Genomic DNA, 21209 nt, shown 5'->3' with positions numbered 1-21209 from the left:
CTGCGGCCCGCCCCGGCCGAGGCGCGCCGGGCTCAACCGGTCGGATACACCCAGGCGTTGGGCCGGCACTTGATCCCGCCGATGTCCAGCGACTTGGTCTGCTGCTGCATCACCGGGGCGAGGGCCCCCTTCGTGCCGCAGCTCACATGGTTGTGGCCCAGCCGGTGACCGACCTCGTGGTTGATCAGCATCTGGCGGTAGGAGAAGAGCTTGTCCGGCCCGAAGGTGGACGAGCCCTGGGCCCAGCGGTAGGCGTTGATCATCACGCGCTCGGTGGCGGCGGAGTCGCAGGAGACGTTGTCCTCCATCGTGTCCAGACCCGACTTGCGGCACCACTCCCCCGTGGTGCCCGGGCTGGCCAGCGTGATGACGAAATCCGGATCGCCGCTGGAAATCCGTTCGAAGGTCATGTCGCCGTCGTGGGCCCAGCTGCGTTCATCATTGAGGGTCTTCTGCACCGCCTGGGCGAAGAGCCCGGAGTCGAGACCGAGCCCCTTCTCGACATCGATCCGGTAGCGGTACGCATGCCCCTTGCCCGGAGCCTTCGCCGTACCGGGGACGCTCTCGAATGCCCCCGACGCCTTCAGTTCCGGTGCCAGCGGATACGCCTTGGCCATCTTCTGCTCGTACGTGAGGGGCTTGACCGCCGCAGGCTCGGGGGCGGGCGTCGTCCGGCTGTCCGAGCGGGAGGTGTCGCTGGCGGTGTCCCGGTCCGCGCTCGTGGGCTGCGCGGCGCCGGTCCGGCCGCCGCCGTCGTCGTGGGCGACCTGGCCCGCCACGACCACGGCGAGCACGGTGGTCACCGCCGCGGCGGCGATGCCGGTGAAGGTGCGGCCCTTGCCGCCCTTCGCGTCCTTCGGCTCACCGGCGGGAGCAGCGGCTCCCTCACCACCGGCGGGCGGCGAGTCGTCCCACTCGGTGACCGAGCGGTACGGATCGGCCGGCGCCGCGGCCGGTCCACGAGGCGCGGGCGGTGCGGGCGGACCGTCGAAGGCGTCGACGAACTCGCGTCGCGGTCCCGGTATCAGCGGCCTGGTGCCGGCCGCCTGCTGGTGCTGCGCATCGCGCGGCGTCTGCGGCCGTCCGGGCGCGGCGGCCGGTGCGCCGAAGTGCCCGCCGCCGGCGACGCCCTGACGTTCGGTGTACCGCCCCATGGGCCCGGTGCCCCAGCCGCCGCCGGGTTCGCGCTGTTCCGGATGGCCGCCGCGCACCTGGGGTGCGCCCTGGAACGGGGTGTGGCCGTCCGTGCCGGGCGGCATGTCGCCCGGCCGTCTGCGCCGGCCGCTGCCGGTGACGGGCGGGGCGGCCTCGCGCCCCGCACCCGCCTCGGCCCCGGCCTGCCCGGTCTCGGGCGCCCTGGGCGCCGGGCCCTTTCGACTGTGTCGTCCCACGCCCCGGATCAGCTCCCGCCGCATTCGTCGAGCAGTTCCCGGAACGCCTGGGCGACCGTCTCCGGGTACTCCATCATCGCCACGTGCCCGGCATCGGGCAGTGTCAGCAGCCGCGCATCGCGGAATGCCGCGGACGCCCTGCGTGCCATCCGGTACGAGACGAGCCGGTCCCGTCCGCCGTACACGAGCTGGGTCGGTGCGAGCACCCGCTCGGCCTGCCGCCACAGTCCGTGCTGACCGCCCAGCGTGTACGCATCGACGATGCCACGGGCGGAGCGCGCCATGGCGTCCCAGAAGTACGGCAGTTCCAGCCGTCGCTCCATCTCGGCCACCGCGTCGCGGAAGCCGGTCTCGGAGACCCGTGCCGGATCGCCGTAACAGAGTGCCATGACACCGCGGGTACGTTCCTCCGCGCTCCACTCACGGGTCAGCCGGGCGAACAGGGATACGACCCCGGGGACGGCGAGCAGCGCGGTCGGCGCGGCCGACCACTGCACCCGGATCTCGGGGAGCGCGGGCGAGATCAGGGTGAGCGTGCGCACCAGGTCGGGGCGGACCGCGGCGATCCGGGTCGCCACCGAGCCGCCGAGCGAGTTGCCGAACAGATGGACGGGGCCGCGCTCCTCGGCGTCCAGGAAACGGATCACCGCGCGGGCGTGGCCGGTGACCGAGTAGTTGCCGTCGTCCGGCGGCGGGGAGTCACCGAAGCCGGGCAGGTCGAGCGCCTCGCTGTCCAGCACGTCCTGGAGCAGCGGCATCAGCGCCGTCCAGTTCTGCGAGGAGCCTCCGAGCCCGTGCACGAAGAGCGCGGGCGGCAGCCCGGTCCGCTCCGGCGGCCTCGAACGGACGGACAGCGTCAGCCCCGGGAGCGTGACGGAGCGGAGCCGCTCCCCCTCCGCCACCCTGACGGCACTCACCGCGGGGGCCACCGCTGCGGCGGCGGCCCGGACTCCCGGCAGCTCGGTCGAAGACATGCGGCAATGTTACGAGACGATCACGCAGTGGTTCATGTGTTCGCCGTCACAGACCGCGTAGCGGCTTCGGGGGGTACCTCCTAGTCTCGAAGCAAGGAAGGGAGTCACCATGACGGTCGACCCCAGTGATCCGGAGACCTTCGAGGACGTCCAGCCGGACGAACCCGGTCAGGAGACACCCGAGGCGGACGCCGCCGAACAGCAGGCGGAACTGCGGCCGCAGCGCGACGAACCACTGACGGAGCTCGACCGCAACGGCGCGAACGAGGCGGATGCCGCGGAGCAGGCCCGCGTCGTCGCACAGGATGAGGACGATTACCGCTGATACATCCCGCTCTGCGACAGGAGCAGGGAATCTGTGGCTACCGCAGTCGTCCGGTCCGTGAAATTCTGCGTCCGCGCCGCGCATACCCGGGTTACCCAAAAGTACGATGTCGGTATGGCGCAGCGTGCAAGGAACGGCTGTGTCCGATCACAAATTTGGGAGGCGGCGTGACAGCCATCGAGCAGACCGAGGCGGCGCGCCCGCGGGGCACTCGCCTGCCCCGCCGCGCCCGACGCAATCAGCTTCTGGGGGCCGCGCAGGAGGTCTTCGTCGCGCAGGGCTACCACTCGGCCGCGATGGACGACATCGCGGAGCGGGCCGGGGTCAGCAAGCCGGTGCTCTACCAGCACTTCCCGGGCAAGCTGGAGCTCTATCTGGCACTGCTCGACCAGCACTGCGAGTCACTGCTCCAGTCCGTACGTACGGCACTGGCGTCGACGACGGACAACAAGCTGCGCGTGGCCGCGACGATGGACGCGTACTTCGCCTACGTCGAGGACGAGGGCGGCGCCTTCCGGCTGGTCTTCGAATCGGACCTGACCAATGAGCCGTCCGTGCGCGAGCGTGTCGACCGCGTCTCGCTGCAGTGCGCCGAGGCGATCTCCGACGTCATCGCCGGCGACACGGGGCTGTCCAAGGAGGAGTCCATGCTCCTCGCGGTCGGTCTCGGCGGGGTGTCCCAGGTGGTCGCCCGCTACTGGCTCTCCAGCCGGTCCGCCATTCCGCGCGACACGGCGGTGCAGCTGCTCACCTCACTGGCCTGGCGGGGCATCGCGGGCTTCCCGCTGCACGGCATCGATCAGCACTGACCGGGGGCGGCCGGAGGCGGTGTTCGCTGCGGGCGTTGCCCGCCGAGCCCTGACGGCTCCTCTGCGCGGGCTAATGTGTGCTGCGTACGGCGCGGTTCACACCGCGCAGGGACTGACCGTCGGAGGGACATAGCCGTGGAGGTCAAGATCGGGGTGCAGCACACGCCCCGGGAGATCGTTCTGGAGAGCGGGCTTTCCGCCGAAGAGGTCGAGAGCGCGGTTTCCGAGGCTCTCGCCGGCAAGGCGCAGCTGCTCAGCCTCACGGACGAGAAGGGCCGCAAGGTCCTGGTGCCGGCCGACCGGATCGCCTACGTGGAGATCGGCGAGCCCAGCACGCGACGGGTGGGGTTCGGCGCGCTGTAGCGGCACGCCAGGACAGAGTGACCGTGGAAAGCGGCCCGGCGGGGATTTCCCCGCCGGGCCGCTTTCCGTTGTACCGGCGGTACGGGCGGCGCCCCTGGCGAGACCGCCGATCCGGTGCGACGGCTGGGCGAAGCCTGTCCGCAGGAGGGTTGCATTCCGCCGCCCGGGGGTAGGACCGCCTACGACCGATTTGCCCGCCCCGTACCTGCGAGGTGATCGTCTGTGATCTTGGAAACGCTGGGCTCCGTCGTGCTCGGACTCGCCCTCTCCTGGGCGGCCCTGCGCTCGCTGTCGCACAGGCTCCCCGCCCGCCGCGCCGTGTTCGGCACCGGCGCGCTGGGCGCCCTGTTCGGCGTCTGTCTCATGCACACGGTGCTGGGCCCCGGCCATGTGCCGGCCGCCCTGATCGGCGCGGTGGCGATCTCCGCGGTGACGCTGTCCCTGCTGATCCGGCCGCGCAGCCGCCGGCTGAGCCGGTCGGCGGCGGCCTGACGGGCCCTACGCCGCCAGCCCCAGGGCGGCCATCCGCTTGGTGTGCGCCTCGGTGATCCGCGAGAACATCCGGCCGACCTCGGCCAGGTCGAACCCGTCGGCCACCCCGCCCACCAGCATGGTCGACAGCGCGTCCCGGTCGGCCACCACCCGCTGCGCCTGCGAGAGCGCCTCGCCCATCAGCCGGCGCGCCCACAGGGCCAGCCGGCCGCCGAGCCTCGGGTCCGCCTCGATCGCGGCGCGCACCTTCTCCACGGCGAAGTTGCCGTGGCCCGTGTCGTCGAGCACGGCGAGGACCAGGGAGCGGGTGTCCGAGTCGAGCCTTGCCGCGACCTCGCGGTAGAAGTCACTGGCGATCGAGTCGCCGACGTAGGCCTTGACGAGGCCCTCCAGCCAGTCCGACGGCGCGGTCTGGCGGTGGAAGTCGTCGAGCGCCTTGGCGAACGGCTCCATGGCGCCGGTCGGCTCCACCTCGATCGCGGTCAGCCGGTCCGTCAGCCGCTCGAAGTGATGGAATTCCGCGGACGCCATCTTCGCCAGCTCCGCCTTGTCGGCCAGGGTCGGCGCCAGTTTCGCGTCCTCGGCGAGCCGCTCGAAGGCCGCCAGCTCCCCGTAGGCGAGTGCTCCCAGCAGGTCCACGACGGCGGCACGGTACTGCGGCTCAGTGGCCGCGGTGGCCCAGTCCTGGTCGGCGATTCTGGTGGATGCGGGTGCTTCAGTGGCGTTGTCAGGCGTCTCCATGAAGCGCAGAATAGCCCGCTCACCGACGGGCGGAAGGGTCCGGCCGCCGACTCACGTCACACCGTTCCGATGAATTCGCCCAACACAGATGCGCGAATCCGGGGTACAGTGGTATTGCGCTTACTGAGCATTTTGCAACTGCTCGTGGCGCGAAATTGAATGAGGATGCCCGGTCGGTGGCCCGATCGGCTCCGACCCGACAGCCCTCCACGCGGTGCGTACGACACGTACGACCGCAGATGAGGGGCCCCCTCAGCGGCACGAGCGCTCGAGCGACGGCAGTGGTCCCGCGCCACCCGGCCCATCCACGGCCGGATGACCAACCCCGGCACGGTACGACCCCCTTCGTTCGCCTCGGACCGCGTTTCACAGAAGAGGCAGCACCCTGACTACGTTCCGAGACCTCGGGATCCTTTCCGAGACGGCCGAAGCCCTTGAGGCTGTCGGCATCACGTCCCCCTTCCCCATCCAGGAGATGACGCTCCCCGTCGCGCTCTCCGGCTCCGATGTCATCGGACAGGCCAAGACCGGCACCGGCAAGACGCTCGGTTTCGGCCTGCCGCTGCTGGAGCGCGTCACCGTCCTCGCGGACGTCGAGGCAGGCCGGGCCAAGCCCGAGAAGCTGACCGACGCCCCGCAGGCCCTGATCGTCGTCCCGACCCGTGAGCTCTGCCAGCAGGTCACCAACGACCTGCTGACCGCCGGCAAGGTGCGAAACGTCCGCGTTCTCGCCATCTACGGCGGCCGGGCGTACGAGCCCCAGGTCGAGGCCCTCAAGAAGGGCGTCGACGTGATCGTCGGCACCCCGGGCCGGCTGCTCGACCTGGCCGGCCAGCGCAAGCTCGACCTGTCGCAGGTCCGCGCCCTCGTCCTCGACGAGGCCGACGAGATGCTCGACCTGGGCTTCCTGCCCGACGTCGAGCGCATCATCACGATGCTGCCGGCGAAGCGCCAGACGATGCTGTTCTCGGCGACCATGCCGGGCGCGGTCATCAGCCTCGCGCGCCGCTACATGTCGCAGCCGACGCACATCAACGCCACGTCGCCCGACGACGAGGGCTCGACCGTCAAGAACACCGCGCAGTACGTCTACCGCGCGCACAACATGGACAAGCCCGAGATGGTCTCGCGGATCCTCCAGGCCAACGGCCGCGGGCTCGCGATGATCTTCTGCCGCACCAAGCGCACCGCGGCCGACATCGCCGAGCAGCTGGAGAAGCGCGGTTTCGCCTCCGGCGCGGTCCACGGCGACCTCGGCCAGGGCGCCCGCGAGCAGGCGCTGCGCGCCTTCCGCAACGGCAAGGTCGACGTGCTCGTCTGCACCGACGTCGCGGCCCGCGGTATCGATGTCGAGGGTGTCACCCACGTCATCAACTACCAGTCGCCCGAGGACGAGAAGACCTATCTGCACCGGATCGGCCGGACCGGCCGCGCGGGTGCCAAGGGCATCGCGATCACGCTGGTCGACTGGGACGACATCCCGCGCTGGCAGCTGATCAACAAGGCCCTGGACCTGAAGTTCCCGGACCCGCCGGAGACGTACTCCACGTCCCCGCACCTGTACGAGGAGCTCGACATCCCGGCCGGCACCAAGGGTGTCCTGCCGCGCACCGAGCGGACCCGTGCCGGTCTGCGGGCCGAGGAGCTCGAGGACCTCGGTGAGACGGGCGGCCGTGGCCGCAAGTCCGCCGCCGCGTCGGCCCCCGCGGTCCGCGAGGAGCGTGCGCCCCGTACGCCGCGTCAGCGTCGTCGCACCCGGGGCGGTTCCGCCGCCGAGGACGGCGTCGCCACGGTGCCCGCACCTGCCACGGAGGCCGTCGAGGCTCCCGAGGCCGCTGACGGCCCGTCGGAGCCCCGTACCCCGCGCCGTCGCCGGCGCGGCCGCGTCGGTGTCGCGGAGGTCGCCGCCGAGGCAGCGGTCGCCGTGGCCGAGGCTCCGGCCGTGGTCGTCGACGCCGAGCCCGAGGCCGAGCCGAAGAAGCGGACCCGGACCAGGACGGCCAAGGCCAAGGCCGAGGTCGTCGTGGACACCGAGCCGGTGACCGTGACCGAGACGAAGCCGCGCCGCAGCCGCGCGCGGGTCGTCAAGCCGGTGGCGGACGAGGTCGACTTCCAGACCGCCCCGGTGGCCGAGCCGGCCCCCGAGGCGACGACGGTGACCAAGCCGCGCCGCCGTGCCCGGGTGATCAAGCCGGCCGAGGACGAGGTCGACTTCCAGATCGCGCCGATCGCCGAGCCCGAGACGGAGACCCGTCCGCGCCGCCGCACCCGTGCGGCCGCCAAGCCGAAGACGGAGGCCGTGGCCCAGGCCCCGGCCGCCGAGGGCGAGGCCAAGCCGCGCAGGCGCCGGGCACCGCGCACCACTGCCGCGAAGTCCGAGGGCTGAGCGCACACCGCACAGACATGCCGGACGGGCCCGAGGACTCTCCTCGGGCCCGTCCGGCTGTTTCACGGCTTAACCTCGTGCCATGAGCAGGCCACCGACTTTCACCCCGCCCCCCTGCGCCCGTCCCCGCGCGCTGCACACCGAGCGCGGGGACTTCGCCGTGCTGGACGCGGCACCGCGTACGGATCCACGGGGAACCGTCCTCCTGATGCCCGGGTACACCGGCAGCAAGGAGGACTTCATCGCCCTGCTGCAGCCACTCGCCGACGCCGGCTACCGCGCCGTCACCGTCGACGGGCGCGGGCAGTACGAGACCGATGGAACGGGCCGTCAGGAGACGTACGCCCAGGGCGAGTTGGCTCTTGACGTACTGGCACAGGCGGCCGCGCTCGCTCTGGGCGACGGTGCGGTCGACCTGCTCGGCCACTCGCTCGGCGGGCAGATCGCGCGCGCCGCCGTACTCCTGGACGCCGCGCCGTTCCGCTCGCTCACCCTGATGTCCTCGGGGCCGGCCGAGGTCGTGGAGGGCCAGCAGGTCAAGCTGAAGATCCTCGGTGACGCGCTCGCGACCATGAGCATGGACGACGTCTGGGCGGCGATGCGCGCCTTCGACCCGCCGGCCGAGGCGGACACCGGCGGCGAGGACCTGCGGCGGCGCTGGCTGCGCCACGACCCCGCCCAGCTCATCGCCACCGGCCGCCTGCTGGCCACCGAACCGGACCGGGTGGCCGGGCTCGCCGCCACGGGGCTCCCGTTCCATGTGATCTCCGGCGAGCGCGACGACGTCTGGCCGGTGCCGCTGCTCGACGAGATGGCGGAGCGTCTCGGCGCGCGCCGGACCCGGATCGAGGGCGCCGAGCACTCCCCCAACACGGGCCGGCCGGAGCCGACGGCGGCGGCTCTCGTCTCCTTCTGGGACAGCCTGTAGGCGGCGGGCGCCAGGGTCTTGCGTCTGGATCCGGCCCGCTCCCCGGACGAGAGGCCCTAGTACTGCGCCTGGAGGTGCTGCCAGAAGCCGTCGCGCAGCGCCCGCCGCAGACCGGCGTGGCCGCGCAGTGAGTGCTGGAGCAGGCGCTCGGCCTCGACCAGCAGGTCCTGGTCGACGGAGCCCGGCAGATACGGGTGCCCCGGCAGCAGGTCGGCCAGGGACTCGCGGCCGCGGGCGGAGAGCCAGTTCGCGGCGATCTGCGCACCGACGAAGCGGACGTCCTCGCGCGAGGGCGCGGGGGTGTCCTCCTCGTAGGTGGTGACGGGGCGTCTGGTGACGTACGGGCGGCAGAAGTCGAGGTCGAAGGTGCGCTGGCTGTCGACCTCCCAGAGCAGCGGCTCGGCCTGGTTGCGCCCTTCCGCGGCCTCGATGCCCCACAGATGGACCCGGGCGCCGTATCCCTGCGCGGCCTCGACGGCCGACACCAGGTCCTCGTCGCCGCCCACGAGCGCGGCATCGCTGATGGCGCGGTGGCGGGCGAGGGATTCGAGGTCGGTGCGGATGAGCGAGTCGACGCCCTTCTGCTGGTTGTTGGCGTTGAGGTTGCCGAGCCTGACCTTGACGTCGGGGAGTTCGGCGATGGACTGCTGCTCGACGGTGTGGATCCGGCGCCGGGCTCCGTCGTACCAGTACACCCGCAGCAGCCTGCTGTCCGCGAAGATCGTGCGGGCCTTGTCGATGAAGGCCTCGATCAGCCCTTCGGAGTCGAGGTCGAAGGAGCGCCGGTCCTCGGTGCCGGTGACGAGCAGTCCGGCCGCGGCGTACACATAGCCCGCGTCCACGAAGATCGCATGCGTCGAAGGGGTCTTCGACACCTCGGCGAGCATGCGCTGGAGCAGTTCATTGACGCGGTCCAGGCGATCACCGATCTCGGCCTCGTTCATACGGGCCCCGTCGCCGGTGTCATCGTCCGCGCATGCTCGATTACCCGCTGGTACTTAGACATCCAAAAAATTTCCTTAGCGTAGGGAATGATTGCAGGCAGCAAGTCGTTGTACACCCCGTGGGGCGCAGGTGAGACATGCCTGGCGCTCTTCATCCTTGCGGACGGGCCACCCGTCCTCCCAGTAGTTCTCCAGCAGGAGGATCAGACGAAGGGAAGCCATATGCGCTTCGAGATCATGCGACTCGACGATGTCGACGGTACCGCCGTGGACAGCACCGTCGTGGACGCCGCCTCCGTCAACCGGATCGTGCAGCAGGCCGCCGCAATCGGCCAGCGCATCTATATCCGCCCGGCCGAAAGCTCGGCTTCGTAACGCATCACCGACGTAAAAAGACGAAGCGCCCCCGCACGGATGGTCCGTACGGGGGCGCTGTGGTGCGCGGGGGCGGGTCAGGCGCTCTGGATGACCTGGGTGACGCCGTTGATGATCTGCTGCACGGCGATGGCCGACAGCATCATTCCCGCCAGCCTGGTGACCAGCACGACGCCGCCGTCCTTGATGACCCGGATGATCAGCAGCGAGTAACGCATGGTCAGCCAGAGCACGAGGTGCATGGCGACGATCGCGGTCCAGACCGAGATCTGGCTGTCCACGGTGTCGGCGTGCTGCACCGCGAGGATGACCGAGACGATCGCGCCGGGACCGGCGAGCAGCGGCATGCCCAGGGGCACCAGCGCCACGTTGACGTCCTTGGTCTGGGTCGGCTCGTCGGTCTTGCCGGTCAGCAGATCGAGCGCGATCAGCAGGAGGAGCAGCCCGCCGGCGATCATCAGTGCGGGGACGGAGACATGCAGATAGTCCAGGATCTGCTGGCCGAGCAGACCGAAGACGGCGATCACCCCGAAGGCCACGGCGACCGCCTGCATCGCCATGCGGCGTTGCATCTTGGCGGGACGGCCGGCGGTGAGCGCGAGGAAGATCGGGGTGATTCCGGGCGGATCCATAATCACAAAAAGGGTGAGAAAAAGGGATCCGAAAACAGCGACGTCGAACACAGTGAGCCTTGCGGGGAGAGAGCGGAAATGCGGTGGGGGCGCGCCGCGGTCCTGCCGGACCGGCGGCCGTCGGGAGTCCGACAGCAGCCGCGGCGACCGGTGCGCGTGGGGTGTGAGGGGCGGGAGAGGGGAGACGGGAAGGGAACGGCCGCGCGGGCGTGGCGCGGATGCCGTTACGGGGTGACGGGTCCGCCGGCCCCCGGCACCGGGAAGGCTCCCGTGGCGCGCCGGGTGATCTCGCCGTAGATCTCCGGGTCGGTGGTGTACTCGCCGATCCGTACGGTCTTGCGGCTGCCGTGGTAGTCGCTGGAACCGGTGGTCAGCAGCCCCAGCTCGCGGGCGAGTCCGCGCAACCGTGCCCGGGTCGGCTCGTCGTGGTCCATGTGATCGACCTCGATACCGTCGAGTCCGGCCGCGGCGAGCTCGGCGATCGCCGACTCGGGGACCACCTCGCCGCGCTTGACGGCGGCCGGGTGGGCGAAGACGGTGACGCCGCCGGCGGCCTTGACCAGCCGGATCGCGTCGAAGGGGTCGAGCTCGTGCTTCTGCGCGTGGGCACGGCCGCCGTCGGCGAGCCACTCGGGCGTGAAGGCGTCGGACACGGTCGCGACGACGCCGAGTTCGACCAGCGCTGTGGCGATGTGCGGCCGCCCGACCGAGCCGTCACCAGCGATCCGGGCAACCTGCTCCCACTCGACCGGGACGCCCAGCTCCTGGAGCTTGCGCACCATCGTCCGCGCGCGCGGCACCCGGTCGTCGCGCACCAGCTCGCGCTCGCGCGCCAGCTCGGGCTCGTCTGGGTCGAAGAGGTACGCCAGCATGTGCAGGCCCACGCCGTCGATGCGGCAGGAGAGTTCGGCGCCGGTGACCAGGGTCAGGCCCTCGGGGAGGGCCGCGATCGCCGCGGCGTGGCCGCGGACCGTGTCGTGGTCGGTGAGGGCGACGACGTCCAGACCCGCGGCGGCCGCGTTGCGCACCAGTTCGGCGGGGGTGTCCGTACCGTCCGACGCGGTGGAGTGGGTGTGCAGGTCGATGCGCACGACTCGTACTCCAGTGCTCGCAGCCGGGTGGGGGACGCTCAAGGATAACCGGCGAACCGTCCCGTGCCGGACGCTCAGGGCGCGGTCAGCAGGCGGGGGGTGAGCGCGCCGCAGGGCACCAGGCCGACCTCTCCGCCGGCGTCGCGCAGATCGGTCAGGACCAGCTCGTCGTACATGAGGAGACCCGACTGCTCGGGCCGGACGATCGCCCAGAGCCACAGTCCGCGCGCCTCGCCTGCGAAGACGGCCCGGTCGGAGGGGGCGTCCTTCACGTGCCAGAGCGGGGTCGGGCGGCCGGCGGCGAGCACCTTGACGTCGGGCGGCCCGTCGACCCGCAGCTGCGGGCCCGGATCGGGACCGTCGATCCCGGCGTAGCGCGCACCGAGTCCGACGCCGAGCTCCTCGGCGACGAGCAGCAGTTCGCCGAGACCGCCGAGCGGGGACGGTCCGGAGCAGGCGACGGCGGTGGCCCGTCCCCCGCTGCGGTCGTCACCCGCGCACGCCACACCGGTGAACAGCCAGCCGACCGGCAGCGGCCAGGGCATCCACACCGGCACCCGGGCGCGGTGCACCGTCACCCCGAGTCCTTCGACGCTGGGCGGGATGACCGGCTGGAGCGGATGCACGCTGCCGTGCACATCGCACTGCCAGGTGTCGGCAAAGAAACCGGGCGCCCTGACCCGGCCTCCGCACTTCGGGCAACTTGGTTCGCCCCTCATAGCGACCAACGGTCCTCCCCGGCCGTCGCCGCGTCAAGGACGATCACCCTTCCGCAGCGTGGCTCCCCCGTCGGAGGCCCCCCATCAGCGGATTTAGATGTAGCTTGCATTCATTAGATCCTCTAACTTATTGTGTGCATAACACAACGACCTAGTGGAGAGCGAGAAGACCATGCAGGGAGAGGATCCGTTCGATCCGGGAACGGCGAGCATCCTGCGCCAGCCGAAGGCCGTCTGGGCCACAGCGGGCGCTTCCGTCGTCGCGTTCATGGGAATCGGCCTGGTGGACCCGATCCTGCCGTCCATCGCCAAGGGCCTGGAAGCGACGCCGAGCCAGGTTTCCCTGCTCTTCACCTCGTACTTCCTGATCACCGCCGTCGCGATGCTCGTCACCGGTTTCGTCTCCAGCCGGATCGGCGGCCGCAAGACACTGCTGACCGGCCTGGCCCTCGTGGTGGTCTTCGCCGCGCTCTCCGGCACCTCGTCGTCCGTCGCGGAACTCGTCGGCTTCCGGGCCGGCTGGGGCCTGGGCAACGCGCTCTTCGTCTCGACCGCGCTCGCCGTCATCGTCGGAGCGGCGGCGGGCGGCAGCTCGGCGGCGATCCTGCTGTACGAGTCGGCGCTGGGGCTCGGCATGGCCTGCGGGCCGCTGCTCGGCGCCCTGCTCGGTGACGCCAGCTGGCGCTACCCGTTCTTCGGCACGGCCGCGCTGATGGCGATCGGCTTCGTCTGCATCACCGCGTTCCTCAAGGAGCAGCCCAGGCCGGCCCGTAAGACCTCGCTGCTCGACCCGGTCAAGGCGCTTGGCCACGGCGGGCTCGCCTCCGTCGCGACCTCGGCGTTCTTCTACAACTACGCGTTCTTCACGATCCTGGCGTTCACGCCGTTCGTGCTGAACATGTCGCCGTACAAGTCCGGCGCCGTCTTCTTCGGCTGGGGCCTGCTGCTGGCGGTCTTCTCGGTGCTCGTCGCACCCCGGCTGCAGAAGCGCTTCGGCTCGCTGAAGGTGGTCGGCGCCTCGCTGGTGCTGCTCGCCGCCGACCTGGTGATCCTCGGATACGGCAACCACATGACGGCGATCGTCTGCACCATCGTCTCCGGCGCCTTCATCGGCATGAACAACACCGTCTACACGGAGCTGGCGCTCGGCGTCTCGGACGCGCCCCGCCCGGTGGCCAGCGCGGGATACAACTTCGTCCGCTGGTTCGCCGCGGCCGCCGCGCCCTACCTGGCACCGAAGATCGAGGAGTGGAGCAACATCCACATCCCGTTCGTGGTCGCCGCCGGTGCCGCGCTCCTCGGCGCTGTCGTGGTCTGGGTCCGGCGCTCGGCGCTGACCCACGATGCCGAGGAGCTGGAACCGAAGCACGCCACCGAGGACGGCGTCACGGCCTTCGCCAACTGACGCTCCCCGCCCCCGCCCCGCCCACGGCTCCTCTCCTGGCCGCGCGGCGGGGCCTTCGCGCGCAACGGCGTACGGCCCCCGTCAGTCCAGGGCCACCGAGGCGCGCAGCGGGTCACGCAGGTCCGTCCCGTGCGACAGCCACCGCTCCTGGAGTTCCTGCGCGCCCCGGACCCGCTTCCAGGCCGCCTCGTTGTGCGTCATCGGCAGCAACGGCAGGAACCGTACGGGCTCCATCGGCTCCTCCAGTTCCAGGTCCTCCACGAGCCCCCCGGACTCGGCGACCAGCACGGAGCTGAACGGCGCCCCGGGCCACAGCGGTTCACCGACGTCCAGGGAGGCGCCGGGGGCCACGATCAGGCCCTCCACCTGCGGCGAGGCCGCCAGCACCGCGAGCTTGCGGAGCACCTGGTCGGTATCGGCGAGCCCGAGCCGCACCGAGAGGACCAGCTCCGCGCGCGGCCCCTTCACCGGGTCGGCGAGGGTCGCGGTCGGATCTGCCATCGGCTGGACGGACATGCCGAGCGTGGCGTACCTCACCACATCGCCGTCGATGAATCGGAGTACCTCGATCCGGTCCGTCCCGAGAAACGTCACTGCTGCGCGTGCGTCCGGTTCACCCAGGGCCGTCCGCAGACGTGCCTCGACCAGAGCAAGAATTTCTGCCATGCCGCGAGCATAGGACGCGTATGGAACGGGCAAAGTAAGGGATTGACCCTGTACCGGCTGCTAGCCTGGGGTGCCGGTCGGGACAGCACGCAGAAGCGTCGCTCTCAAGTCCCGACGAAACGTCATCCCCTACGGGGGACCGACCGGAGGAGGTGGGGCTGCGGTGGATCCAAGTCGACCGTGCAGTACCAACCGCTCTTCCGCTCGACACCTTTCTTCTGTGATCTGACGCCTTCTCGGTCAAGGCCCATGGCATTTCGCACGACGGAAGAGCACTCCTTTTTTGCCTGTCTGTAGCGATCGCCGTCGTCGCGCCTCCGCGGTGCCGCCCGCTTTGCGGACGTGAGCCCACGTCCCCATTCCGGGCTGTTCCACGCCCTCGCCGACGGCCCTCCGTGAAGGAGCCAGCCATGTCGATGATCCGTGACCTGCGTGCCGTGGTGCGCCCGTCCCTGCGCAAGACCAACCCCCTGCACAACAGCTACGACACCACACGCGACCCCTCCGCATCCAGCGCGGTCGTCGACTGCGCGGTCTACCGCGACGGCCGCCGGCTCGCCGAGGTGGACGGCACCTGCCGTACGCCGCACGAGGCGATGCTCCGGGTGCGGGAGAAGGGCGGCTTCGCCTGGATCGGCCTCCACGAGCCGACCGAGGAGGAATTCGCAGGCATCGCCCGGGAGTTCGGGCTGCACCCGCTGGCCGTCGAGGACGCCGTCCACGCCCACCAGCGGCCGAAGCTGGAGCGGTACGACGACACGCTGTTCACCGTCTTCAAGACCATCCACTACGTCGAGCACGCCGAACTGACCGCGACCAGCGAGGTCGTCGAGACCGGTGAGGTGATGTGCTTCACCGGCCGGGACTTCGTCATCACGGTGCGGCACGGCGGCCACGGCTCGCTGCGGGCGCTGCGCCACCGCCTTCAGGACGACCCCGAGCTGCTCGCCAAGGGCCCGTCGGCGGTCCTGCACTCCATCGCCGACCATGTCGTCGACGGCTACATCGCGGTGGCGGCCGCGGTGCAGGACGACATCGACGAGGTGGAGATCGAGGTCTTCTCCACACCGGACAAGGGCAGCCCGCGCGGTTCGGACGCGGGCCGGATCTACCAGCTCAAGCGCGAGGTACTGGAGTTCAAGCGGGCCGTCTCGCCGCTGCTGCGCCCGATGCAGCTGCTCAGCGAACGGCCGATGCGGCTGATCGACCCGGACATCCAGAAGTACTTCCGGGACGTCGCCGACCACCTCGTCCGGGTGCAGGAGGAGGTCATCGGCTTCGACGAACTGCTGAACTCGATCCTCCAGGCCAACCTGGCGCAGGCGACCGTCGCGCAGAACGAGGACATGCGCAAGATCACGTCGTGGGCGGCCATCGTCGCCGTACCGACGATGATCTGCGGCGTCTACGGCATGAACTTCGACCACATGCCGGAGCTGCGCTGGACGTACGGCTACCCGATGGTGATGGGCTTCATCGGCGTCGTCTGCTTCTCCATCCACCGCATGCTCAAGCGCAACGGCTGGCTCTGACCCGTACGCCAAGGGCCGTCTAAGCTCTGCCCCATGACTGCTGCTGACACGCTGCTCGGACCGGCCCTCGTCGAGGAGGCCACCAAGAAGTCGGGCCTCATCTGGGTGCGGGGCACCGGTCCCGCGCGGGCGCTGTGGCACGTGTGGCACGAGGGGGCGGCCCATCTCGTCGGGGACGGCCCCGGCGAACAGCCGCTCCCGGCCGGCCTCACCGACGGCGCCACCGCGGAGGTGACCGTCCGCAGCAAGGACAAGGGCGGCCGTCTCGTCGCCTGGTCGGCCTCGGTGGCCCAGCTCGCACCGCACTCCGAGGAGTGGGAGGCGGCCGTCGCCGAGCTCAAGGGCAAGCGGCTCAACGCGCCGGACGCGGAGCAGATGCCCGAGCGGTGGGCGCGCGAGTGCCGGATCGTCCGGCTCACGCCCCTCGACTCCCGTACCCGGCTGCCGGACACCTCCGGGGCGGCCGCACCGCTGCCCACCACCGCGACCACCCGGCTGCCGGTGCCCGCCGGCCTGCCGCGCCTGCTGAAGCGGTCGCTGCGCAAGTCGTAGCGGCAGGCCGTAACGTTACGAGGCCGACTTCGGCAGCTGCTGCCCGTAGTCGACCGTGTCGTCCTCGGCCGGGGCCTCCAGCGCGAAGTCCTTGCCCCAGTCGGCGAGCGTGATGGTGCCCCCGCCGCCGCCGCGGGCGAAGCGGAGCGGATACGGCTTGCCCTCCAGGGACACGTCCAGCGCACCGCCCTCGCCCTCGCTGCCCATGATCCGGATGGTGCGCACACCGCCGACCTTGTCGCGGTCGCCCTTGCCGACCTCGCCGTGCAGCGCGAGCAGCCCGCCGAGCAGCACCTTCTTGTCCGTGAAGCCGCTCAGCTGCTTGTACGTGGGGTCGTCCTCGGGGACCTTCACGTACTTGTCCTCGAGCTTGTCGGCGGCTGTGCCGCCCGCGTCACCGGTCTTCCCGGCGTCCGTCCTGCCCTTCTCGTCATGGGTCCAGAAGCCGGCATCGGCCTTGAGATAGAGCTCGTCACCGATCCGCAGCAGCTCGAACGTGCTGTTCTTCGAGGTGACGGAACCGGCACCGCCCTTGTCCTTGAGCCTCATGTCGATCTTGTACGTGCCGCCCTTGCTCACCAGCGTGCCGGACAGCCGGACCGCGTCGGCGGAGTCCACCGCCGCCTGCGCCTTCTTCTCGATCTCCGGCGCGGTCAGTCTGCCGACCCCGTTGGTCCCCTTGTCCGGATCCTCGCCCGCGCATGCGGTCAGGGCCGCGGTCAGCCCGGCACAGAGCACGACGGCGAGGGTGGCGGTCCGGCGGCGGGCCCGGACGGGCGGGACAAAAGAGGTCACAGGCGCACTGCCTCTCATCTGCATGGCGGGGGTGGCAGACGGCAGCGTACCCGTGCGGCCTACGTCTTCCGGCAGAGAGCCGTACGGACGGTTCGCCGGGGCGGCACACAGCGGTACGGGCTAGCCTGATCACGTCATAAGGGTGCAAGAACTGTCGGAACACACCGGATGCGTAAAGCCCGGCGGCGAACGAGGAGGCGCACGCATGGCCCCAGGCACGCCCCGCGTCTTCGTCTCCCACCTGTCCGGCGTACCCGTCTTCGATCCCAACGGCGACCAGGTGGGACGCGTCCGCGACCTGGTCGCGATGCTCCGGATCGGCGGCCGGCCGCCCCGGCTGCTGGGCATGGTGGTCGAGGGGGTGAGCCGGCGCCGGATCTTCCTCCCGATGACCCGGGTGACGGGCATCGAGTCGGGGCAGGTGATCACCACCGGCGTGGTCAACATGCGGCGCTTCGAACAGCGGCCCACCGAACGTCTGGTGCTCGGCGAGTTCCTCGACCGGCGGGTCAGCCTGGTGGAGACCGGCGAGGAGGTCACCGTCCTCGACGTGGCCATCCAGCAGCTTCCGGCCCGTCGCGACTGGGAGATCGACAAGTACTTCGTACGCAAGGGCCGGGGCGGGGCGCTGCGCCGCAAGGGCGAGACCCTGACCGTCGAGTGGTCGGCCGTCAGCGGGTTCTCTTTGGAGGAGCACGGGCAGGGCGCGGAGTCGCTGGTCGCCACGTTCGAGAAGCTGCGCCCCACCGATGTGGCCAACGCCCTGCACCACCTCTCCCCCAAGCGGCGGGCGGAGGTCGCGGCCGCGCTGGACGACGACCGGCTCGCCGACGTCCTGGAGGAGCTCCCCGAGGACGACCAGGTGGAGATCATCGGCAAGCTCAAGGAGGAGCGCGCGGCCGACGTCCTGGAGGCGATGGACCCCGATGACGCCGCCGACCTGCTGTCCGAGCTGCCCGAGGAGGACAAGGAGCGGCTGCTGACGCTGATGCGTCCGGACGACGCGGCCGATGTGCGGCGCCTGATGTCGTACGAGGAACGCACGGCGGGCGGTCTGATGACCACCGAGCCGATCATCCTGCGCCCGGACGCGACGGTCGCCGACGCGCTCGCCCGGGTCCGCCAGTCGGACCTCTCCCCGGCGCTCGCCGCGCAGGTCTACGTGTGCCGGTCGCCGGACGAGACGCCCACGGGCAAGTACCTCGGCACGGTGCACTTCCAGCGGCTGCTGCGGGACCCGCCGTTCACCCTGGTCAGCTCGATCGTCGACAGCGACCTGGTGGCGCTGACCCCGCAGACCCCGCTGTCGGTGGTGACCAGTTACCTGGCGGCGTACAACCTGGTCTCGGTGCCCGTGGTGGACGAGAGCGGCTCGCTGCTGGGTGCGGTGACGGTCGACGACGTCCTGGACCACCTGCTGCCCGACGACTGGCGCGAGACCGACTTCCACGGCCATGAGGGGATGCTCCGTGGCCGGTGAGGAGCGTTCCCGCGCGTCGAACGGCTCGACGGCGCTGACCCGCACCCCCAGGGCCCGGCTCGACCAGCCCAAGGACCCGCGGCGGCGGCTGCTGCCGGCGTACGACCCCGAGGCGTTCGGCAGGTTCTCGGAGCGGATCGCGCGCTTCCTGGGCACCGGGCGGTTCATCGTCTGGATGACGCTGATCATCATCCTGTGGGTGGTGTGGAACATCTTCGCGCCCGGGAACCTGCGGTTCGACGAGTATCCGTTCATCTTCCTGACCCTGATGCTCTCGCTCCAGGCCTCGTACGCGGCCCCGCTGATCCTGCTCGCGCAGAACCGGCAGGACGACCGCGACCGGGTCACCCACGAACAGGACCGCAGCCAGAACGAGCGCTCCATCGCCGACACCGAGTACCTGACCAGGGAGATCGCCGCACTGCGGATGGGTCTCGGGGAGGTCGCCACCCGCGACTGGATCCGCTCCGAACTGGAGGACCTGGTGAAGGACCTGGACGACCGCCGGGCCCTGCTCCCGGCCGAGAGTGACGAAGACCGCTGACAGGGCTACCCGCGCGTAGCACCAGGCGCCGTACCATCGTCCGTATGGCTACGGAAGACGCGGTGCTTGAGGCACTGGCGACAGTGAACGACCCGGAGATCCACCGCCCGATCACCGAGCTCGGCATGGTGAAATCGGTCGAGATCGATCCTGACGGTGTGGTCGCTGTCACGGTGTATCTCACCGTCTCCGGCTGTCCGATGCGCGAGACGATCACGAAGAACGTCACGGACGCGGTGGCCCGCGTCGAGGGTGTGTCGCGGGTCGAGGTCACGCTCGACGTGATGAGCGACGAACAGCGCAAGGATCTGGCGACCTCGCTGCGCGGCGGCACGGCTGAGCGCGAGGTGCCCTTCGCCAAGCCCGGCTCGCTGACCCGGGTGTACGCGGTCGCCTCCGGCAAGGGCGGCGTCGGCAAGTCCTCCGTGACGGTGAACCTCGCGGCGGCGATGGCGGCGGACGGTCTCAAGGTCGGTGTCGTGGACGCGGACATCTACGGGCACAGCGTGCCCCGGATGCTCGGCGCGGACGGCAAGCCGACCCAGGTCGAGAACATGATCATGCCGCCGTCGGCGCACGGCGTGAAGGTCATCTCCATCGGCATGTTCACCCCCGGAAACACCCCGGTGGTGTGGCGCGGACCCATGCTGCACCGCGCGCTGCAGCAGTTCCTCGCCGATGTGTACTGGGGCGACCTGGACGTCCTGCTGCTCGACCTGCCGCCGGGCACCGGTGACATCGCGATCTCCGTGGCCCAGCTGGTGCCGAACGCGGAGATCCTGGTCGTCACGACCCCGCAGCAGGCCGCGGCCGAGGTGGCCGAGCGGGCCGGTTCGATCGCCGTCCAGACCCACCAGAAGATCGTCGGTGTCGTCGAGAACATGTCGGGCATGCCGTGCCCGCACTGCGACGAGATGGTCGACGTGTTCGGCTCCGGCGGTGGCGCACGGGTCGCCGAGGGGCTGACGAAGACGATCGGCGCCGAGGTGCCGGTGCTCGGCTCCATCCCGATCGACGTACGGCTGCGCGAGGGCGGCGACGAGGGCAAGCCCGTCGTCCTGTCCGACCCCGACTCCCCGGCCGGCAAGGCCCTGCGCTCCATCGCGGAGAAGCTGGGCGGCCGTCAGCGCGGCCTGTCCGGCATGTCCCTGGGCATCACGCCGCGCAACAAGTTCTGACCGCGGGAAGCGACGCAACGCACTGGTGCCGGGGACCGATCGGTCCCCGGCACCAGTGCGTTGCGTCGCTCTTGGACCTACCGTGCGGTGACGCGTACGACGCGATGCGTCCGGCGGGTCCGGCAGGTCTTACGCGTACGACACGACGTCCCCGGCGGGTCCGGCAGGTCCTACGCGTACGACGTGACGTCCCCGGCCGGTCCGGCAGGGCCTACGCGTACGACGCGATGTCGGCGACGACCGAGAAGCCCAGGCCGTACGCGCTCATTCCCCGCCCGTACGCCCCGATGTGCACCCCGCCGTGCGCCGATCCCGCCAGCACCCAGCCGAACTCGGACTCGCGGTAGTGGAAGGGCACCGGCACGCCGTCGACCGGCAGGGACAGCGCCGACCACGCGGGGCCGTCCAGATCGTCGGCGAGCTCGAACGCCGTCTCCGTCTGCTGGTCCAGCCAGTCGTCGCGCAGGGTGTGGTCCATCTGCGGGGGCCAGGTGCAGGCCAGCAGGCCGGAACCCGCCAGCCAGGCCGCGGAGGAGACCGTCGTCGCGTCCAGGACCCCCGTACCGTCGCCGCTGCCCCGCACCGGGCTGCTGGCCACGGTGACCACGACCGCGAACCTCTGCTTCTCCGCGCCGGAGTCGCTCCGCGCCAGGGGCTCGTCGCCATGACCGGTGGAACCGTGCTGCACCGTGCCGTCCGCGGCGGTGCCCACCTGCATCAGGCGGCGGGGACCGGTGAAGGCCTCGTCCAGTCCGTACCAGGGGAACGGCGCCTGCAGAAAGCCGTCGACCGTGAGCCGGGCCGCCGGCACCCCTTCCGCCGCGACTGTGTCCGGCGCACCTTCCGCGCCCACCCGACTCGTTGTCTCCATCAGCCCGGCCGCCTCC

Annotated in this window: 23 protein-coding genes; 13 read left to right on the top strand and 10 right to left on the bottom strand. The window is 70.8% G+C overall.

The window, feature by feature from the left end; translation table 11 throughout:
* Nucleotides 1-32: 32 nt before the first annotated feature.
* Nucleotides 33-1415 (bottom strand): DUF3152 domain-containing protein, encoded by a 1383-nt coding sequence (locus tag OG782_RS24965; RefSeq protein WP_406454524.1) that lies wholly within the window; start codon nt 1413-1415, stop codon nt 33-35.
* Complete coding sequence (locus OG782_RS24960) at nt 1400-2365, bottom strand: alpha/beta fold hydrolase (protein WP_406454522.1); 966 nt, start codon at nt 2363-2365, stop codon at nt 1400-1402. Before OG782_RS24960 ends, OG782_RS24965 begins: the two co-directional genes overlap by 16 nt.
* Before the next feature lie 109 nt (nt 2366-2474).
* Between OG782_RS24960 and OG782_RS24955 the strand changes: the two genes are divergently transcribed.
* From OG782_RS24955 to OG782_RS24940, 4 genes are all read left to right on the top strand, one after another.
* Nucleotides 2475-2690 carry a hypothetical protein gene (locus OG782_RS24955; RefSeq protein ID WP_406454520.1) on the top strand — a complete coding sequence of 72 codons (216 nt, stop codon included), beginning with the start codon at nt 2475-2477 and terminating at the stop codon, nt 2688-2690.
* Nucleotides 2691-2857: 167 nt separating this feature from the next.
* Nucleotides 2858-3499 carry a TetR/AcrR family transcriptional regulator gene (locus tag OG782_RS24950; protein ID WP_406454518.1) on the top strand — a complete coding sequence of 214 codons (642 nt, stop codon included), beginning with the start codon at nt 2858-2860 and terminating at the stop codon, nt 3497-3499.
* 135 nt (nt 3500-3634) lie between these two features.
* Nucleotides 3635-3862 carry a DUF3107 domain-containing protein gene (locus OG782_RS24945; protein WP_024490505.1) on the top strand — a complete coding sequence of 76 codons (228 nt, stop codon included), beginning with the start codon at nt 3635-3637 and terminating at the stop codon, nt 3860-3862.
* Nucleotides 3863-4084: 222 nt separating this feature from the next.
* Nucleotides 4085-4354, top strand: a complete 270-nt coding sequence (locus OG782_RS24940; RefSeq protein ID WP_406454516.1) for a hypothetical protein — start codon at nt 4085-4087, stop codon at nt 4352-4354.
* Between the two features lie 6 nt (nt 4355-4360).
* Here the strand turns inward: OG782_RS24940 and OG782_RS24935 are convergent, their stop codons facing one another.
* Nucleotides 4361-5095 (bottom strand): ferritin-like fold-containing protein, encoded by a 735-nt coding sequence (locus OG782_RS24935; protein WP_406454514.1) that lies wholly within the window; start codon nt 5093-5095, stop codon nt 4361-4363.
* 475 nt (nt 5096-5570) lie between these two features.
* Here OG782_RS24935 and OG782_RS24930 point away from each other — a divergent pair, with 475 nt between their 5' ends.
* Both OG782_RS24930 and OG782_RS24925 read left to right on the top strand, forming a co-directional pair.
* The gene (locus OG782_RS24930) at nt 5571-7481 is read left to right on the top strand and encodes a DEAD/DEAH box helicase (protein ID WP_406454512.1); all 1911 of its coding nucleotides are present in this window, start codon (nt 5571-5573) and stop codon (nt 7479-7481) included.
* A gap of 82 nt (nt 7482-7563) precedes the next feature.
* Nucleotides 7564-8409 (top strand): alpha/beta fold hydrolase, encoded by an 846-nt coding sequence (locus tag OG782_RS24925; protein ID WP_406454510.1) that lies wholly within the window; start codon nt 7564-7566, stop codon nt 8407-8409.
* A 56-nt stretch (nt 8410-8465) separates the two neighbouring features.
* Here the strand turns inward: OG782_RS24925 and OG782_RS24920 are convergent, their stop codons facing one another.
* Complete coding sequence (locus OG782_RS24920; RefSeq protein ID WP_406454508.1) at nt 8466-9353, bottom strand: NYN domain-containing protein; 888 nt, start codon at nt 9351-9353, stop codon at nt 8466-8468.
* Between the two features lie 222 nt (nt 9354-9575).
* On the opposite strand from OG782_RS24920, the gene OG782_RS24915 reads away from it, so the two are divergent.
* Complete coding sequence (locus OG782_RS24915; RefSeq protein ID WP_198676864.1) at nt 9576-9728, top strand: hypothetical protein; 153 nt, start codon at nt 9576-9578, stop codon at nt 9726-9728.
* A 77-nt stretch (nt 9729-9805) separates the two neighbouring features.
* Here the strand turns inward: OG782_RS24915 and OG782_RS24910 are convergent, their stop codons facing one another.
* From OG782_RS24910 to OG782_RS24900, 3 genes are all read right to left on the bottom strand, one after another.
* Nucleotides 9806-10411, bottom strand: coding sequence for a MarC family protein (locus OG782_RS24910; protein ID WP_406454506.1), 606 nt, complete (start codon nt 10409-10411; stop codon nt 9806-9808).
* A gap of 173 nt (nt 10412-10584) precedes the next feature.
* The gene (locus tag OG782_RS24905; protein ID WP_406454504.1) at nt 10585-11451 is read right to left on the bottom strand and encodes a PHP domain-containing protein; all 867 of its coding nucleotides are present in this window, start codon (nt 11449-11451) and stop codon (nt 10585-10587) included.
* Between the two features lie 74 nt (nt 11452-11525).
* Complete coding sequence (locus tag OG782_RS24900; RefSeq protein WP_406454502.1) at nt 11526-12170, bottom strand: DUF6758 family protein; 645 nt, start codon at nt 12168-12170, stop codon at nt 11526-11528.
* A 172-nt stretch (nt 12171-12342) separates the two neighbouring features.
* On the opposite strand from OG782_RS24900, the gene OG782_RS24895 reads away from it, so the two are divergent.
* A complete protein-coding gene (locus OG782_RS24895) occupies nt 12343-13575 on the top strand; it encodes an MFS transporter (protein ID WP_406459259.1) in 1233 nt (410 codons plus the stop codon).
* An 81-nt stretch (nt 13576-13656) separates the two neighbouring features.
* Here OG782_RS24895 and OG782_RS24890 read toward each other — a convergent pair whose 3' ends face one another.
* Nucleotides 13657-14241, bottom strand: coding sequence for a suppressor of fused domain protein (locus OG782_RS24890; RefSeq protein WP_406454500.1), 585 nt, complete (start codon nt 14239-14241; stop codon nt 13657-13659).
* Between the two features lie 410 nt (nt 14242-14651).
* On the opposite strand from OG782_RS24890, the gene OG782_RS24885 reads away from it, so the two are divergent.
* Complete coding sequence (locus OG782_RS24885) at nt 14652-15773, top strand: magnesium and cobalt transport protein CorA (protein ID WP_406454498.1); 1122 nt, start codon at nt 14652-14654, stop codon at nt 15771-15773.
* 33 nt (nt 15774-15806) lie between these two features.
* Nucleotides 15807-16325: a hypothetical protein gene (locus OG782_RS24880; protein ID WP_406454496.1), complete on the top strand. Its 519-nt coding sequence runs from the start codon at nt 15807-15809 to the stop codon at nt 16323-16325.
* A gap of 15 nt (nt 16326-16340) precedes the next feature.
* Here OG782_RS24880 and OG782_RS24875 read toward each other — a convergent pair whose 3' ends face one another.
* A complete protein-coding gene (locus OG782_RS24875; RefSeq protein ID WP_406454494.1) occupies nt 16341-17120 on the bottom strand; it encodes a hypothetical protein in 780 nt (259 codons plus the stop codon).
* A gap of 205 nt (nt 17121-17325) precedes the next feature.
* Here OG782_RS24875 and OG782_RS24870 point away from each other — a divergent pair, with 205 nt between their 5' ends.
* From OG782_RS24870 to OG782_RS24860, 3 genes are read left to right on the top strand one after another with little or no spacing between them, the layout of a single operon-like run.
* Complete coding sequence (locus OG782_RS24870) at nt 17326-18600, top strand: magnesium transporter MgtE N-terminal domain-containing protein (protein WP_406454492.1); 1275 nt, start codon at nt 17326-17328, stop codon at nt 18598-18600.
* Nucleotides 18590-19144: a DUF1003 domain-containing protein gene (locus tag OG782_RS24865; RefSeq protein ID WP_406454490.1), complete on the top strand. Its 555-nt coding sequence runs from the start codon at nt 18590-18592 to the stop codon at nt 19142-19144. The genes OG782_RS24870 and OG782_RS24865 overlap by 11 nt, the downstream gene beginning before the upstream one ends.
* Before the next feature lie 44 nt (nt 19145-19188).
* Complete coding sequence (locus OG782_RS24860; RefSeq protein ID WP_406454488.1) at nt 19189-20322, top strand: Mrp/NBP35 family ATP-binding protein; 1134 nt, start codon at nt 19189-19191, stop codon at nt 20320-20322.
* Between the two features lie 211 nt (nt 20323-20533).
* On the opposite strand, the gene OG782_RS24855 is transcribed toward OG782_RS24860, so the two are convergent.
* A complete protein-coding gene (locus tag OG782_RS24855; protein ID WP_406454486.1) occupies nt 20534-21193 on the bottom strand; it encodes a hypothetical protein in 660 nt (219 codons plus the stop codon).
* Nucleotides 21194-21209: the final 16 nt, after the last annotated feature.

The sequence above is a fragment of the Streptomyces sp. NBC_00876 genome (assembly GCF_045207435.1).
In the GTDB taxonomy this organism is placed as follows: Bacteria; Actinomycetota; Actinomycetes; order Streptomycetales; family Streptomycetaceae; genus Streptomyces.
The sequence above is the reverse complement of the archived record's forward strand: the minus strand, read 5'-3'. Positions and strand labels throughout refer to the sequence as shown.